Here is a 15,311-nt window from a genome sequence, read left to right as displayed (position 1 = left end):
CCCTTAGCTCCATCTTCTGCTTTCAAGCTTGCGGGCGGTCAGGAAAATAAAGACCGCGATCACGCTGAGGAAAAAGACAATGCTTGAAAGATCAAAAATTCCTTTGGTAAACGGCTGGTACCGCGTGTTGAAGGACAGCCAGCCGATCAGCTTGACCGCGGCCGGATTGCTGACAAGGCCGGTAAGCTGATCCACGACCAGAAGAAGGATGGAAATGCCGAACGTGCCGATGGCGGCGACGATCTGGCTTTGCGTCAGCGAGGAAATAAAAATGCCGATGGAGATCATGGCCGCGCCGTACAGCAGGGACCCGAAAAAGTTCCCGAAAACCAGCGCCCATTCCGGCGCGGAAAACAGCCCGATCACGGCCACGGGAATCAGGGTGCCGACCATGGCAATGGCGTAAACGGCCAGCGCGGCCAGAAATTTGCCCGCCACAATGGAGGTGACGCCCACCGGCGCGGTCAGAAGCGCCTGATCGGTGCGGTTGCGCATTTCCTCACTGAAGCTGCGCATGGTGATGATCGGAATAATCATCATGCTCCAGATAAACATGGTGGCGTATACGCTGGAAATATAGGAGGAGGAACGCAGCATCAGCACCTGAAAGAAATAATATCCGTACAGCGCCAGAATCATGGCGACGCAGACATAGCCGATGGGGGAGGTGAAATACGCCTTCAGCTCCCGTTTCGTAATCGCTCTCATCCTTCTTCCTCTCCTTCCGTTATCGTTTCAGCGGCGGCGACGTCCTTCGTATAGGCCGCGCTGGTCAGGCGCAGGAACACGTCCTCCAGCGAGAGCCCGGTGTTGGACATGGACAGGATCGGGTAATTTTTCGCCGCGGCCGCCCGGAAAAGCTCCCGGCGCACATCGCGGCCGTCGCGGGCCTCTACCTCGTACTCGAAAACGCCCGCCTCCTTTTCGCCGCAGCTCTGCACGGTTTCCACAAACTTGACGGATTTCAGGGCGTTTCTGACGTCGGTCTCATTTCCCTCTATCCGGACGATCAGCTTATGGTCGGCGCTCAGGCTTTGGGAAAGGCTTTCCGGCGTGCCGTCCGCGACCAGCGTTCCCTTATTGATAATGATGATGCGCTCACAGACCGCCTGGATTTCCGGCAGGATGTGGGAGCTTAAGATAATCGTATGTTTCTTGCCCAGATTGTGAATCAGGTTGCGGATTTCGATAATCTGCTTGGGGTCAAGCCCGACGGTGGGCTCGTCTAAGATCAGAACAGGGGGATTGCCCAACAGCGCCTGCGCAAAACCGACGCGCTGCTTGTAGCCCTTGCTCAGGTTATTGATCAGGCGGTGGTACACCTCGTTGATTTTCACCAGCGTACAGATTTCCCTGATGTGCTTTTCGCGCGGGAGCGTGACTTTTTTCAGGTCAAAAAGGAAATCAAGATATTCCTTCACCGTCATATCCGGGTAAAGCGGCGGCATTTCGGGCATATAGCCGATCAGCTTTTTCACTTCGTTGGGATTGTCCAGCGTGCTGTACCCGCCGACCGTGACCGAGCCGGAGCTGGCCGACAGATAGCCGGTAATAATGTTCATGGTGGTTGACTTCCCCGCGCCGTTCGGCCCCAAAAAACCGACGACGGTTCCTTCTTCGACCGAGAAGCTGATGTTGTTCAAAGCGACGTTCTGACCGTAGCGCTTCGAGAGGTTTTTCACCTCAATCATGCAGATCCCTCCTGATGTTTCCATTATTTTCATGACCGATGCAGGTTGTAGACAAACTGCAGATTGCGACAAATCGTGCAAGAGCAGCCAACGCAGAAAGCAAAATGGTTTTGCAATTTTGCGGCTGCGCGGCTTTGCCGTCAATCTGCAGCGGACAAAGCCCGCTGTAACGCCATTTTATTGTAGCAATTCGGCGCGGCGGGAATGTAAACTTTTTTTGAATGTTTCCATTCTATTTTATAAACTTTATGTGATGGCTATGTGAAAAGAGTCGGGAAATAAAAGAAAAGAGCCGCCCCGGGGACCGCGGCTCCCGGACGGCAATTCATTTTTTCTGTTCTTCCCCGCTTTTTGTCTCGTCCGGCTCTGCGGCGGCTTCCGCACCGCTTTTCCTGCCTTTCAGCCGGCGCAGGGCTTCGGGCGCGTACGCCACGATCAGCCCGATCCCAAGGCCGACGGGCAGCCAGCTTCCCTGCGGGTTTCCGATGGCGAAAAACAGGGAGGCGGCCCAAAGGCTCAGATACATCATAAGACGTTTTTTCGGCTCGCTCAGCTCAGCGGTTTTTTTCTTTTTCATGGCGCACCCCTCAGATTTTTCCGTCCTTCAAAAGCCGCGCGGTTTTTAAAACCAGCACCTGCGTTTTAGAATCGGGGATTTCCCCGTTCATCACCATGCGCACCGCTTCGTCTACCGGGATTTTTTCTGTCTCCAGAAACTCGTCCTCGTCAAACTGCGTCTTGCCGGAGGTTTCCAGACGGCAGGCGTACAGATAAATGATCTCGTTGGAGTAACCGGGGGAAGGATAAAGCTTTCCCATGTCGATATAGCGGGAGCCGGTGGTTCCGGTTTCCTCAAGCTGCTCGCGCTTCATCGCCTCAAACGGATCCTCGCCGGGTTCCAGCTTGCCCGCCGGCGTTTCCAGAACGACCTCTTTATAGGGATAACGGAACTGGCGCACAAACAGAATTTCGTTCTTTTCCGTCAGCACGGCGACGCTGACCCCGCCCGGGTGGTCGACGCACTCCCGGGTGGAGGTTCTGCCGTTAATCAGCTCCACCTTATCCACGTGAAATTTGAGGATTCTTCCTTCATAGATATCGTTCCTGCTCAGGGTCTTTTCGTTGAATTCCATCGTTTTCTCCCTGTTCTCAATTATTCTGATCATGAATATACCCATGCTTTTCCGTCTGTAAAACAAACGGTTATTTGCTTTAAGTATAGATTATAATTAATATAACAAATAGTATTGAAATATTTTCTGAAAGAGTCGCCGTAGGCGCGTGCCGACCGCATGGTCCGCGCCCGGCGCGTCGAAAGGAGTCTCCGCCTGCTTCATTAGTGCATCGCCGCAAGTAGGAATTGATCGTTAGCTCTGCCCTCAGGCCGGGCAGGCCCCTACTTTCGGTTCTTGTACGAAAGTAGGCAAAGTACGCGCAGGGGGATTTTTAATTCCCGGCGGGAGGGTCCCATAAAATCCCCCTGCACCCCCGAGGTATCCCCAAAGTGTCTTTAGGAAATACGGGACTTGTATAATTTTCATTGACGGGGGATACGGAAGCTTAGAGCGAACTCCCTCAGTCAGGCTGCGCCTGCCAGCTCCCTCAAAGAGGGAGCCTTAGAAGAACCCTTACCTCCCTCTTTGAGGGAGGTGCCGCGCCCGGCGCGACAGAAGGAGTTTCGGAGCACCTCGCTCACGATTTCGTGTAAGCTTACTGGGAACATCGCCGTAGACGCGTGCCGACCGGCAGGTCCGACGAAGGACTTATCCCTCTTATTTGAACGCGTAGGTGTAGTTTTGATCGAAAGAGTAAAGCTGGCGGTAAATCTGCGCGGCGCGGCTGCGGTAATAATCCATGGTTGCGCTCGCGGCGTTGACCTGGGCCATGGTTCCGCCCGCGGCCTGGGCCTCGTCGCTGATTTTTTTCAGCGCTTCGGTCTTGCCATTCACCCAGGCGGCCTGCTCCGCTTTGATCTTGGAAAGGGCGTCGCCCGTGGCCTGCTTCGTGACCTTATCATAGGCGGAGGCGGCTTCTTTTTCCCAGATTCCGGCGTACTTGTTGGACAACTCGACCATCTCCACATTGGAGAAGGCTTTGTTGGACTCCGCGATATATTGCTTGTCAATCGGATTTTTCTTAAACAGCGCGTTAAACTCGGGGCTGTCGGTCTCTATATCGATGACCGGGCCGGGCTGGGATTCGGACGGTTCGTTCGGCGTTACCACGGGAACGCTGCTCGCCGGTTCGCTCTGCGCGCTGCCGGCCGGAAGGGACTCCGCCTGAGAGGATTCGCCGAGCCCGCTTGCCGGGACGGAGCTTTCCCCGCCCTTCACCGCCCCACAGCCCGTGAACGCTGCGATCGTCACGGCAGCCGCCAGGGGAATGCAAAGTTTTTTCCAGTGATTCATTGACTGCACCCTTTCTTATTCCTCGGTGTTTTCCTGTTCCGTGTCCGTTGAAAGATTCTCTTCCATGTCCTCCGGTTCGTCTTCGCAGCCGGCGTCCGCGTCGCCCTCGTCCGCGGGCAGGGCATCCACCGCGTCCTCCTCGTGCGCCGTGCGGGCCAGCGTGACAACCTCGCTGTTTTCGTTCAGGCGCATGACGCGCACGCCCTTGGCGGGCCTTGCGCATTCGCGGATGGAGTTGGCCGGAATGCGGATAATGATGCCGTCGGAGGAAATCAGAATCACGTCGTCGTCCAGATCGACCACCTTGATGGCGGCGACCTCTCCGTATTTCTGAATATGATAGTTGGTAAGGCCCTTGCCGCCCCTCGACTGGATGCGGTAATCGTTAATGCCGGAAAGGCGCCCGTAGCCGGTTGCGGAAACGGTCAGCACAAGGCCGTCCGCGCGCAGCGAGCTCATTCCGACGACATAGTCGCCGTCCTTCAGGGTGATCGCCTTGACTCCGCGGGCGGTCCTGCCCATGGGGCGGACGTCCCTTTCGTCAAAACGGATCGCCATGCCCAGGCGGGTCGCGACCAGAAGCTGCGTATCGCCGGAGGTCAGGCGCACCCAGGAAAGCTCGTCGCCGTCGTCCAGATCGATCGCGATCACGCCGCCCTTGCGCGCGGTGTTGTAAGCCGAAAGGCTGGTGCGCTTGATGATACCGTTGCGCGTCACCATGCACAGATAGCTTTCGTCGTCGAATTCCGGCACGCGGATCATGGAGGTGACCTTCTCATCCTGCGCGATCGGCAGCAGATTCGCGATATTCATCCCCTTGCTCGTGCGGGAGCCCTCCGGGATTTCGTAGCATTTCAGCCGGTAGACGCGGCCCAGATTGGTAAAGAACATGACATAGTCGTGGCTGTTGATGACGAACATGTCGCTCGCGACATCCTCTTCGCGCCTTGTCATGCCGCTGACGCCGCGGCCGCCCCTGCGCTGAATATGGTAAGTATCGGTTTTCTGACGCTTGACATAACCGAAGTTGGTCAGGGTCAGCACGCATTCCTCCTGCGGAATCAGGTCCTCAATATCGACCTCGCCGCTGACGGTCGCAATTTCCGTGCGGCGCTCGTCGCTGAATTTATTCTTTACCGCGAGCGCCTCGTCCTTGACGATGCCGAGCAGACGCGTTTCACTGCTTAAAATATCTTTGTAATCCGCGATCTTCGCTTCCAGCGCGGCGATTTCGTCCAGCAGCTTCTGGCGCTCCAGGCCGGTGAGCGCGCCGAGCGGCATCTGTACGATCGCCTGTGTCTGCGGGTCGTCCAGCCCGAAGCGTTCCGTCAGGCGGGCCCTTGCCGTTGCCCTGTCCTTGGAACCGCGGATAATGGAAATCACTTCGTCGATGTTGTCGACGGCGATTTTCAATCCTTCCAGAAGATGCGCGCGCTCCTCGGCCTTTTTGAGGTCGTACAGGGTGCGGCGCCTTACGACGCTTTCCTGGAACTGAATGTATTCCTGCAGCATTTCCTTGAGCGTCAGCGTTTTGGGTTCGCCGTTGACGATGGCGATCATGATGACGCCGAACGTCGTCTGCATCTGGGTATAGGAATAAAGCTGATTCAGGACGATCTGCGGGGAAGCGTCGCGCTTTACGCTGATGAGCAGGTGCATGCCCTCGCGGTCGGAGTGGTCCTCCACATTGGAAATCCCCTCGATGCGCTTGTCCTTGACCAGCTCGGCGATGCTTTCGACCAGCCTCGCCTTGTTGACCTGATAGGGCAGCTCCGTGACGACGATATTGAAGCGGCCGTTTTTCTCTTCCTCGATCTCCGCGCGGGCGCGCACCGTGATGCGGCCCCGTCCGGTGGCGTAGGCGGCGCGGATACCCGCCCGGCCCATGATGATGCCGCCGGTGGGGAAGTCCGGCCCCTTGATGCTCTGCATCAGGTCGTCCAGAGAAGCGTCGGGGTTGTCGATCAGCGTGCACATGCCGTCGATGACCTCGCCCATGTTGTGCGGGGGAATGTTCGTGGCCATGCCGACCGCGATCCCGGTCGAACCGTTGACCAGAAGGTTCGGAAAATGGCTGGGCAGAACGATGGGTTCCTTCAGACGGTCGTCGTAGTTCGGCTGGAAATCGACGGTATCCTTGTCGATATCCTCCAGCATTTCCACGGCGATCTTACTCATGCGGGCCTCGGTATAACGGTAGGCGGCCGGGGGGTCGCCGTCCACGGAACCGAAGTTGCCGTGTCCGTCCACCAGCATATAGCGCATGGAGAAATCCTGCGCCAGGCGCACCAGCGCGTCGTAGACCGAAGCGTCGCCGTGCGGATGGTAGCGGCCCAGCACGGAACCGACGGTGTCCGCGCATTTGCGGTAAGCCTTTTCCGGGGACAGGCCGTTTTCAAACATGGTATACAGAATCCTTCTGTGAACCGGTTTTAACCCGTCGCGCACGTCCGGCAGCGCGCGGGACACAATGACCGACATGGAATAGGCAAGAAACGACTGTTTCATTTCCTTTTCAAGGTCGACATTGATGATTTTTTGATTTTCCTGAAATTCGTCCATTAGCGGGCACCTTCCTGCTGATATTTTTCCTGAAGCTTTGTCTCAAGAATGTTGTGAATCCTGGCACATTCGCTTTCGTTCATCGCCCTTTTGGGGATGAACCTCATCTCGTTGATTCCTGTGTATATAATAAAAACCCTCGCGTCCTCATACGCTTTATACAGCATCTCATAGGGAATTGCAGCCGTATACCGTTCGGTTTGAAAGGTTATGGTTTCCTCTGAAAATTCCGTGGTCTGTGCGATAAATTTTTCACTGTTCGCCGTAAAGTAGCTCAGGGCGTGCCGCCGCACAGCGTACAGGACGATCGTATCGTAAAAGCATCCGATGATCACGCCGACCGCGGCCATGGCCGCATAAATGAAATTCTGATAGAAATTCCCGTAAACAAAGGCCCTTAAAAGAAACGCGGCCAGAATCAGAACGGTTCCCGTAGCTTTCAGAATGATTTTTTCGCTTTTCCTCATGGCGGCTTTCGCCGCCGCGGCCTTGAAGTCGGCATAATCGAATTTTGTGGTAAGGCAGCTTACCGAAATTGGGCTTTCAGGCAAATAAATCCCTCCTTAACGCCCGCTTTTCAAGTAGCGCGAAGCAAACGCGCCGGCAAGGTGTGCGGAAATTTTTTCAATCTGTTCGTTCGTAAGTCCCTGCTTTTTGATGACCAGCAAGTCCCGTTCCCGCCCGCCGGTCACGACAAAGGCGGAGGGGGTCTCTATGCACCTGCTGAAATCGGTCCAGTACTCCAGCATTTTTTCACAGCTGCTTTGAATCACCACGCTGTCCCGGAAAATTTCAATTTTCTGCGGCAGGGCCAGCAGCCGGTTGGAGCGGTACAGTTCCGCCGCCCATTTCCGGATATCGTCCGGCTGGATAAAAAAGAACAGAAAGGCGAGCGCAAGAGCCAGGACAATTCCGCACGCGGGCCCCCAGCAGGTAAAGAATCTTGCGCGGTAAAACGGAATAAAGGAAGCGATGACGATGGCCGCGGAAAGACAGATCCCCGCCCGCACCCATTTTGTGTGGATGGGGGAAACCGCGCTCTGCGCGGTGTAGTACGCCGCGGCGTATTCGTCGGGGCCAACCGTCTGTTCCACCGTATCGACCGGCCCTCCCTCGTAAAACGTCGGCATCTTTCCGTCTCCTTTCCTTTTTCAGCTTTTGGGGTGCGTCCCCGCCAGAAGCATTGCCTGAACCTCCGGCAAAACGGCCGGTTCCACACAGCGCAGCGGAAGAATTACCATATTCCGGTCGTCTATGTACAGCACGATCAAATTTTCGATCTGAACACATTCGCTGGTCCCGTCGAGCGGGATTTCCCATCTTTTGCCGGGCAAGCCCATTTCGATATGGTCGGGGTAAATCTTCATGCGGATCTCCCTGCCGTCGGCGATTTTTGACGAATGCGCCCGGATGACGGCTGTCGGGAAAGCCGCGACCACCAGAACCAGCAGAATGCACACCACCGCCAAAGACGCGTAACGGCTGTCGCCCGTCGAGCGGAACTGCATCAGAAAGACGACCGCCATCGCGGTGCTCAGTACGACCGCAACGGCTGAAAGCCCTAACCTTGTGCCGGTGTACTGGCTTTTCCAGAGAACCTTGAAAATTTCGCCGGAGGTCAGCGTGTAGGTCAGCTTGATCCCCGTATTCTGTTCCTCAAACGCCAGCGCCGTTTCGTCGGCGACCAGCTCGGCTTCGGAACCGTCCCATTCCACTTTGTTTTCCTCAGGTTGGTCCTCGTCGGGGGTCTGTTCCCCCCGGGGTTCAGGAGGTTTTGAGGCAGTTTCCTGTTCCTTCACAAATTGTTTCATGAGAAATTCTCCTTTTCGCTTATGTAGTACGAACTGTAATTTTCATACTAAAAAATACATTCTGCAAAAATTCAGGCTGAATTTGCCCGTTTATAACGAAGGATGCCCGCGCAAAGTACGAAAAACCGCAGCGTCAGACATCGAGGTTCTTTGCGTACTTCGCGTTGCTTTCAATAAAAGCGCGGCGCGGCTCGACCTTGTCACCCATCAGAATGGTAAAGGCTTCGTCCGCGGCGGCGGCGTCTTCCACCTCCACGCGCAGCATGGTGCGGGTTTCCGGATTCATGGTCGTTTCCCAAAGCTGCTCGGCGTCCATTTCACCAAGGCCTTTGTAGCGCTGGATCTCGTAATTGCTGGCGAGCTCCGCCATTTTCTGGTCGCGTTCCTCGTCGCTGAACGCGTAGTAATGATTTTTTCCCTTGCTCAGCCGGAACAGCGGCGGCTGCGCAAGGTAAACGTGGCCTTCCTCCACAAGCGGCTTCATAAACCGGAAGAAGAAAGTCAGGAGCAGGGTGCGGATGTGCGAACCGTCGACATCGGCATCGGCCATGATGATGATTTTCCCGTAGCGCAGCTTATTCATGTCGAATTCTTCGCCGATCCCGCAGCCGAGCGCGGTGACGACGGGCATCAGCTTTTCATTGCCGTACACCTTGTCGAGCCTTGCCTTTTCCACGTTGAGCATTTTGCCCCAGAGCGGCAGAATCGCCTGATATTTGCGGTCGCGTCCGCCTTTTGCGGAACCGCCGGCGGAATCACCCTCGACGATATAGATTTCCGTCTCGTCGGGATTGCGGCTCTGACAGTCGGCAAGCTTGCCCGGAAGCGCGGCGTTTTCCAACGCGGATTTGCGGCGGACCAGGTCGCGGGCCTTCCTCGCGGCGTCGCGCGCGCGGGAAGCAGCCAGCGCCTTATCGAAAATCGCCCTTGCCGTCGCCGGATTTTCTTCGAGATAGGCGGCCATTTTATCGGTGATGAGGTTGCTGACCAGCGTGCCGATTTCGGTATTTCCCAGGCGGGCCTTTGTCTGGCCCTCAAACTGGGCGTCCTTCATCTTCACGCTGATAATGACGGTCAGGCCCTCGCGCACGTCGTCGCCCGAAAGGTTTTTATCGCTTTCTTTGAGAATGTTGTATTTTCTGGCGTAATCGTTCATCACACGGGTCAGGGCGCGTTTGAACCCGTCCTCGTGCGTGCCGCCGTCGGTGGTATGGATATTGTTGGCAAAGGACAGCATCAGCTCGTTATAGGAATCATTATACTGCATGGCGACTTCCGCCGTTGCCGAATTATCGGGGGAGACGGAGCTAAAGTGCATAATATCGGGGTGAATGAGCTCGACGGCTTTCTTTTTATTGATGAATTCCACAAAGCTGCTGATGCCGCCGTGGTAGCAGTAGTTGTCGTTTACGGGATTGCTTTCGTCGCGCAGGTCGAACAGCGCGATATGGATGCCGGCGTTCAGAAACGCCTGCTCGCGCAGCCTCGTCTGCAGGGTCTCGTAGTCGTAGGCGGTGGTCTCCCTGAAAATTTCCGCGTCCGGCTTAAAGGTGACGAACGTTCCGGTTTTGTCCGTTTCGCCGCGCATTTCCAGCTGGGTGACGGCTTTTCCGCGCTCAAAGCGCTGGTAGTAAATCCTGCCCTCGTTGTAAACCTCGACCTCCAGCCATTCGGACAGCGCGTTGACGACCGACGCGCCGACGCCGTGCAGGCCGCCGGCCACCTTGTAGCCGCCGCCGCCGAACTTTCCGCCCGCGTGCAGCTCGGTGAAAACAACCGTGACCGCCGGGATTCCCATCTGATGCTGGATGCCGACCGGGATTCCGCGCCCGTTGTCCAGTACGCTGATGATGTCCCCGGGAAGGATTTTGACTTCGATTCTGTCGCAGAAGCCCGCGAGCGCTTCGTCGATCGCGTTGTCCACGATTTCATAGACGAGGTGATGCAGTCCGCGCGGTCCGGTGGAACCGATATACATGCCGGGGCGCTTTCTGACCGCGGCCAGGCCTTCCAGTACCTGTATCTGATTTTCGTCGTATTTTTGTTTTATTTGCGTAACTTCGCTAAACTCCAAGTTTAACCCTCCAATTATAATACATATCGTATACTCTCGTTAAGCCGAAACGTTCTGTTCAGAATCTTCTGTCTCTTCTATCGTAAATTTTCTGTGTCTGCCGCTGGGGGGACGGCTGCTGCGGCCGGCCGGCGGGGGGTTGTTTCCTGCGCACTGCCGGCTTTCTGAGCCTGACCAGGAAAAAACAAAGCAAATAAAATATAAAATACGGCAGCATAATGAAAAAAATGGAAGCAAGACTGAGCATTTTTACGGAAATCATCCAGACAAGGTAAATCAGCCCGCTGAGTACGATTGCGCCGATGGCAAAAAAGTGAACGGCGGGGTCGAGCTCAATATTGGAGTAGCCGCCGCACTTGGGGCATTTGTACTCGCCCTGTGTCTTGATCGCCCAGGCGCGCAGCAGCGTCAGTTTATTTCCGCAGTGCGGACATCGTGCTTTTCTGAATTTTTTCATTTTTTCACCTTAAACATTTGATATCTCGTCGATAAACCCTGTCCTTTTCAGAAGGGTGGAAGAGGAGATCTGTGTGATATAAACGGTAATCCGGCGGCTTTTATCACAGCAAAGCACAAAGGACTTCGGCATTTCCATGGAAACGTTGACGACCCGGCCCTTTTTCTGGGCCGCGGAAAGATAGTTTCTGGTCGATTTGGAGATGGTAGAGGTTTCCATATCGAATATGCCCACAATATCACTGACTTTAATCACCGTGTCCTGCCCGAGATGAAGATACATAAAATAAAACCTTTCTCATTTTTTTATCAGGGTGCCGCCGTCCATTTCAAACAGGGCGCCCTCCCGGAGCTGCTGAATTGCGCCGGGTTCACAGCAGGTTATGAAAACCTGACAGCGATCCAAATGATTGAGTAAATAATCCTGCCTGCCGGAGTCCAGCTCGCTCATCACGTCGTCGAGCAGGACAACGGGTCTTTCTCCGGTCTGGCGGTAAAGCATCTCGGCCTCCGCAAGCTTTAAAGCAAGGACGGCGGAGCGTTTCTGGCCCTGTGAGCCGAACGTCCGCGCAGGGCGGAGGTCTATGGCAATATCAATATCGTCGCGGTGCGGGCCGACGCTGGTATGGCCCAGCGCCACATCCTCCCGGCGGGCCGCTTTCAGCGCCTTTTTCAGGTCTTCGGCGCTTTTCTGATAGGTTAAATCAATGATTTCGGTATGTTGGGAAATGCCGGCGTAAATCTCTTTGACCGGTTCCTTGATTTTACGGATATAATCCATCCTGCCGAGGACGATCGCTTCGCCGTAGGAAGCAAGCTTTTCATCCCAGATTTCGAGCGTATCCATCAGCTCGGCATGGCGGGGAATATCTTTTAAAAGGGTGTTGCGCTGGATCAGCGTGTGGTGGTACCGCGAAAGAAGCGCGGCATACCCGGGTTTGATCTGGCAGAGGGCGGCGTCCATAAAGTCGCGGCGCTGGGATGGGCCTTCGCGCACAAGCGCGATATGCTCCGGGGAAAAAATCACGGAAAAGAACTTTCCGACCAGCCCGGAAGCGTTTTTTTGGGGAATTCCGTTCAAAACGGCATTTCTGCGCCCGTTTTCAATCGTGATTTCCGCCGTCTGCTCACGCTCGCCGCTGAAAAATTTCAGCTTGAGCTTTGCGCCGGCTTCTCCCTGCAGAACAAGGTCGGCGTCCTTCGCTCCCCGAAAGGAACGGCCGCCCGTAAAAAGCCAGACCGCTTCCAGCAGATTGGTCTTTCCCTGTGCATTTTTCCCATATATTATATTGATCCCATTCTGCGGAATTATCACGCAGCGCCGGATATTTCTGTAATTTTCAGCCTCCAGGTGCTGGATAATCACCCGTTACACACCTCATATGTCACATCGTTGTATTCGGCCTTGTCGCCGCTTCTCATTTTTTTGCCGCGCATGGTGCAGATTTCTCCGTTGACCTTCACTTCGCCGGACTGCACGATAAATTTTGCCCGGCCGCCGGTGTCCACCGCGCCGCCAAGCTTCAAAAGGGCGTCCAGCCGGATAAACTCGGTATCAATGACTATTTTTTCCGTTTTCATTCCTACGCCTCGCTCTTCAAACGGACCGGCAGCACCAGGAAAAGGAAGGAGTCCCCTTCGCGCGGAAGGATCTTCATCGGGCTCAAAGCGCCGTTGAGCTGTATTTTCACTTCGTCGCCCTCGGTGTTGCGCAGGGCGTCGAGCAGATAGCGGTTGTTAAAGCCCATTTCCACGCCCGCGCCGTCGATTTTCGCGGAAAGCTGGTCGTTGGCGTGACCGATGGAGGTCGAGCAGGAAACCTTGATCTCCCCGTCCTCAAACACGCAGCGCACGGGGCTTTTCAGCCTGTCGGTGATCAGAAGGGAAACGCGCTCCACGCTGTCGATGAACGAACGGGTGGAAACGATAATCTCCGTTGAGCTGGCGCCGGGGATGGCGGCCTTATAGTCGAGAAATTCCCCTTCGAGAAGGCGGGAAATCACGCAGTAGTTTCCGATTTGGAATAAAATATGGCGCCGGCCGATCTGGACCTCCAGCTCGGTGTCGTCGTCGCTCAGAAGCTTGAGCACTTCGCCGAGCGTTTTGCCCGGGACGACAAAGCTGGTTTCCTCGCCGCAGGCGGCGGTTTCTTCCCTCAGAGCAAGACGGTAGCCGTCCACGGAGATCAGGCGGATCTTATTTTTGCTCAGTTCAAACAGGGTACCGGTGTGGATCGGCTTCGCGTCGCTTTCCGCGACGGCGAAAATCGTCTGCCGGATCATGCTTTTCAGAATGCAGTTCGCGATCTTGATCGAGGTTTCCCCTGTAATGGCCGGAAGCTCCGGGTATTCCTCCGCGGGGATTCCCACAATGGAGAAATCGGCCGGCCCGCTCTTGATGGAAGTGATTTTTTTCTCGTCGGTGGCAAGGTACACGGTGTCCGCCGGCAGACGGCGGACAATGTCGCCGAACAGCCGCGCGCTCAGGACGATGCTTCCCGGTTCTTCCACCTGGGCTTCTATTTTTGTGGTCATTCCCAGTTCAAGGTCGTATCCGCACAGTGTAATTTCATTCTCGCCTGTTTTGAGCAGGATACCTTCCAGAGCGGGAACGGATGATTTTGTGGACACGGCGCGCTGAACATTCAACACAGCTTCGTTCAGCTGCTGCCGCTGGCAGGTTATTTTCATAAACTCACCCTCTGCTTCCTTTTATAATAGATAGTATAGATTTAATTTAGTAAGAGTAGTAGGCGGCGCGGAAAAGTTGAAAGATTTTGGAAATACAGGCGCGGCTTTGTTTTTTTGCCGTTCACCGCGTGTGATTTCAATGTTAAGGTTTTGTTAACTTTTCGTATAAAATCAAAGTATTTAACCGAATGTTGAAAACTCTGTGGGGAATGTTGAAAACAAGTTCAATAATTCGGGATGTCTGAAAACCCGTTAAAAGCGCGGATGAACAGAAATTGTTGAAATGTCAACTTTTTTTCCACTTTTTAGCGGTCGCGGATATTCTTAATGATATCTTCGGCGGTCGCCTTGATTTTCGGGTCGCGCTTGATTCCTTTTTCTACCTGCTGGATGGCGTATACGACGGTGGAGTGGTCGCGTCCGCCGAATTCCTCGCCGATGGAGGTCATCGGGAGCTGGGTAATTTCCCTCACTACATAAATCGCCATCTGCCGCGCGCTCGAAATGTTTGCGGAACGCTTGGCGGAACGGATGTCCTCGCCGGTCGTACCGAACGTGCGCGCAACCTCGTCGATAATTTTTTCTACGGTAAACGGGGTGGGCTGGTCATTGTTGATGATATCGCTGATCGCCGCCTGCGCCGTGGTGATGCTGGGGGACTCGCCGGCAAGCAGGTAGTAGGCTTTCATTTTTTTCACCGCGCCCTCCAGCTGGCGGATATTGTTTTTCAGCCGGTTGGCGATGTATTCCGCGACGTTGTCGGGCAGATCAATTTCCAGAAGCTCCGCTTTCCTTTTAATAATGGCGATGCGCGTTTCAAAATCCGGTGGCTGAATATCCGCGGTCAGCCCCCACTCAAATCGGGTGAGCAGGCGCTCCTCCAGAGTGGCGATATCCTTCGGCGGACGGTCGGAAGTCAGAACGATCTGTTTTTTTGCCTCATATAACGTGTTGAAGGTATGGAAAAATTCCTCCTGGGTGGAATCTTTTCCGGCGATAAACTGAATATCGTCCACCAGGAACACGTCCGCTTTCCGGTAACGGCTGTGAAATTCCGCGGTGGTGCCGCGGCGGATCGCTTCGATCAGCTCGTTGGTAAATTCGTCGCCTTTTATGTAAATAATGTTCATTTCGGGATGGGTCCGGCTGATTTCGTTGCAGATCGCGTATAGAAGATGGGTTTTTCCCAATCCTGAATTTCCATAAATGAACAGGGGATTATAAAGGGTTGCGGGCTTGTTCGCCACCGCCATGGAGGCGGCGTGCGCAAATTTATTGGAAGAACCGACAATGTAGGTGTCGAAGGTGAATTCGTAGTCGTCGTTGATGGCGGGCGTTTCGACATTCTGTTTTTCGACCCCCGCCTCTTCCGGAGTACAGACGCGAATCTGGATTTTTTGACCGAAAATCTGTGTGAATGCTTCATCGAGCATATCCATATAATAATGTTTGATCGTCTGCCGGTGAAGTTCGTTTGGAACTTTAATGACCGCAACTCCCTGCGCAAAGTCAAGATTGACCGGTTCTATGCGCTTGATCCATGTGGAATAGGCAATATCGGTGATCTTGTTTTTGCAATAATCGCAGACCAGATTCCAGACCTCGGTGAAGGATTCCAT

The 15,311-nt window shown here is 54.7% G+C and carries 16 protein-coding genes; all 16 read right to left on the bottom strand.

The window, feature by feature from the left end; all coding sequences use genetic code 11:
* Window positions 1–3: 3 nt before the first annotated feature.
* Window positions 4–708 carry an ABC transporter permease subunit gene (locus ACRQV7_RS00080; RefSeq protein WP_444658972.1) on the bottom strand — a complete coding sequence of 235 codons (705 nt, stop codon included), beginning with the start codon at window positions 706–708 and terminating at the stop codon, window positions 4–6.
* Window positions 705–1,691, bottom strand: coding sequence for an ABC transporter ATP-binding protein (locus tag ACRQV7_RS00075; protein WP_444658971.1), 987 nt, complete (start codon window positions 1,689–1,691; stop codon window positions 705–707). Before ACRQV7_RS00075 ends, ACRQV7_RS00080 begins: the two co-directional genes overlap by 4 nt.
* A 325-nt stretch (window positions 1,692–2,016) precedes the next feature.
* On the bottom strand, window positions 2,017–2,268 hold the full coding sequence (locus ACRQV7_RS00070; protein WP_444658970.1) for a hypothetical protein: 252 nt from the start codon (window positions 2,266–2,268) through the stop codon (window positions 2,017–2,019).
* A 10-nt stretch (window positions 2,269–2,278) separates the two neighbouring features.
* Window positions 2,279–2,857, bottom strand: a complete 579-nt coding sequence (locus ACRQV7_RS00065; RefSeq protein WP_329493859.1) for an NUDIX hydrolase — start codon at window positions 2,855–2,857, stop codon at window positions 2,279–2,281.
* A 606-nt stretch (window positions 2,858–3,463) separates the two neighbouring features.
* Window positions 3,464–4,099: a lysozyme inhibitor LprI family protein gene (locus ACRQV7_RS00060; RefSeq protein ID WP_444658969.1), complete on the bottom strand. Its 636-nt coding sequence runs from the start codon at window positions 4,097–4,099 to the stop codon at window positions 3,464–3,466.
* Window positions 4,100–4,114: 15 nt separating this feature from the next.
* The gene (gyrA, locus tag ACRQV7_RS00055; RefSeq protein ID WP_444658968.1) at window positions 4,115–6,661 is read right to left on the bottom strand and encodes a DNA gyrase subunit A; all 2,547 of its coding nucleotides are present in this window, start codon (window positions 6,659–6,661) and stop codon (window positions 4,115–4,117) included.
* Window positions 6,661–7,212, bottom strand: a complete 552-nt coding sequence (locus ACRQV7_RS00050) for a YcxB family protein (protein ID WP_275715116.1) — start codon at window positions 7,210–7,212, stop codon at window positions 6,661–6,663. The genes gyrA and ACRQV7_RS00050 overlap by 1 nt, the downstream gene beginning before the upstream one ends.
* Window positions 7,213–7,224: 12 nt before the next feature.
* The gene (locus tag ACRQV7_RS00045) at window positions 7,225–7,791 is read right to left on the bottom strand and encodes a YcxB family protein (protein WP_444658967.1); all 567 of its coding nucleotides are present in this window, start codon (window positions 7,789–7,791) and stop codon (window positions 7,225–7,227) included.
* Between the two features lie 21 nt (window positions 7,792–7,812).
* Window positions 7,813–8,472: a YcxB family protein gene (locus ACRQV7_RS00040; RefSeq protein ID WP_444658966.1), complete on the bottom strand. Its 660-nt coding sequence runs from the start codon at window positions 8,470–8,472 to the stop codon at window positions 7,813–7,815.
* Window positions 8,473–8,605: 133 nt separating this feature from the next.
* Window positions 8,606–10,546 (bottom strand): DNA topoisomerase (ATP-hydrolyzing) subunit B, encoded by a 1,941-nt coding sequence (gene gyrB, locus ACRQV7_RS00035; protein WP_444658965.1) that lies wholly within the window; start codon window positions 10,544–10,546, stop codon window positions 8,606–8,608.
* Between the two features lie 58 nt (window positions 10,547–10,604).
* Complete coding sequence (locus ACRQV7_RS00030; RefSeq protein ID WP_444658964.1) at window positions 10,605–11,003, bottom strand: hypothetical protein; 399 nt, start codon at window positions 11,001–11,003, stop codon at window positions 10,605–10,607.
* Window positions 11,004–11,012: 9 nt separating this feature from the next.
* Window positions 11,013–11,285, bottom strand: coding sequence for an extracellular matrix regulator RemB (gene remB, locus ACRQV7_RS00025; protein ID WP_444658963.1), 273 nt, complete (start codon window positions 11,283–11,285; stop codon window positions 11,013–11,015).
* A gap of 15 nt (window positions 11,286–11,300) precedes the next feature.
* Window positions 11,301–12,368, bottom strand: a complete 1,068-nt coding sequence (gene recF, locus ACRQV7_RS00020) for a DNA replication/repair protein RecF (RefSeq protein ID WP_444658962.1) — start codon at window positions 12,366–12,368, stop codon at window positions 11,301–11,303.
* The gene (locus ACRQV7_RS00015) at window positions 12,365–12,583 is read right to left on the bottom strand and encodes an RNA-binding S4 domain-containing protein (protein WP_275715130.1); all 219 of its coding nucleotides are present in this window, start codon (window positions 12,581–12,583) and stop codon (window positions 12,365–12,367) included. Before ACRQV7_RS00015 ends, recF begins: the two co-directional genes overlap by 4 nt.
* Before the next feature lie 2 nt (window positions 12,584–12,585).
* Complete coding sequence (gene dnaN, locus ACRQV7_RS00010) at window positions 12,586–13,692, bottom strand: DNA polymerase III subunit beta (RefSeq protein ID WP_275715132.1); 1,107 nt, start codon at window positions 13,690–13,692, stop codon at window positions 12,586–12,588.
* A 305-nt stretch (window positions 13,693–13,997) separates the two neighbouring features.
* On the bottom strand, window positions 13,998–15,311 hold the full coding sequence (dnaA, locus tag ACRQV7_RS00005; RefSeq protein ID WP_444658961.1) for a chromosomal replication initiator protein DnaA: 1,314 nt from the start codon (window positions 15,309–15,311) through the stop codon (window positions 13,998–14,000).

Source organism: Caproiciproducens lactatisolvens, from assembly GCF_052443335.1.
Lineage (GTDB): Bacteria > Bacillota > Clostridia > Oscillospirales > Acutalibacteraceae > Caproiciproducens.
The sequence above is the reverse complement of the archived record's forward strand: the minus strand, read 5'-3'. Positions and strand labels throughout refer to the sequence as shown.

Coding starts and splice junctions, on each gene's coding strand:
- ACRQV7_RS00080 (WP_444658972.1), bottom strand. CDS start 708: ATGAGAGCGATTACGAAACGGGAGCTGAAGGCGTATTTCACCTCCCCC.
- ACRQV7_RS00075 (WP_444658971.1), bottom strand. CDS start 1,691: ATGATTGAGGTGAAAAACCTCTCGAAGCGCTACGGTCAGAACGTCGCT.
- ACRQV7_RS00070 (WP_444658970.1), bottom strand. CDS start 2,268: ATGAAAAAGAAAAAAACCGCTGAGCTGAGCGAGCCGAAAAAACGTCTT.
- ACRQV7_RS00065 (WP_329493859.1), bottom strand. CDS start 2,857: ATGATCAGAATAATTGAGAACAGGGAGAAAACGATGGAATTCAACGAA.
- ACRQV7_RS00060 (WP_444658969.1), bottom strand. CDS start 4,099: ATGAATCACTGGAAAAAACTTTGCATTCCCCTGGCGGCTGCCGTGACG.
- gyrA (WP_444658968.1), bottom strand. CDS start 6,661: ATGGACGAATTTCAGGAAAATCAAAAAATCATCAATGTCGACCTTGAA.
- ACRQV7_RS00045 (WP_444658967.1), bottom strand. CDS start 7,791: ATGCCGACGTTTTACGAGGGAGGGCCGGTCGATACGGTGGAACAGACG.
- ACRQV7_RS00040 (WP_444658966.1), bottom strand. CDS start 8,472: ATGAAACAATTTGTGAAGGAACAGGAAACTGCCTCAAAACCTCCTGAA.
- ACRQV7_RS00030 (WP_444658964.1), bottom strand. CDS start 11,003: ATGAAAAAATTCAGAAAAGCACGATGTCCGCACTGCGGAAATAAACTG.
- remB (WP_444658963.1), bottom strand. CDS start 11,285: ATGTATCTTCATCTCGGGCAGGACACGGTGATTAAAGTCAGTGATATT.
- ACRQV7_RS00015 (WP_275715130.1), bottom strand. CDS start 12,583: ATGAAAACGGAAAAAATAGTCATTGATACCGAGTTTATCCGGCTGGAC.
- dnaN (WP_275715132.1), bottom strand. CDS start 13,692: ATGAAAATAACCTGCCAGCGGCAGCAGCTGAACGAAGCTGTGTTGAAT.
- dnaA (WP_444658961.1), bottom strand. CDS start 15,311: ATGGAATCCTTCACCGAGGTCTGGAATCTGGTCTGCGATTATTGCAAA.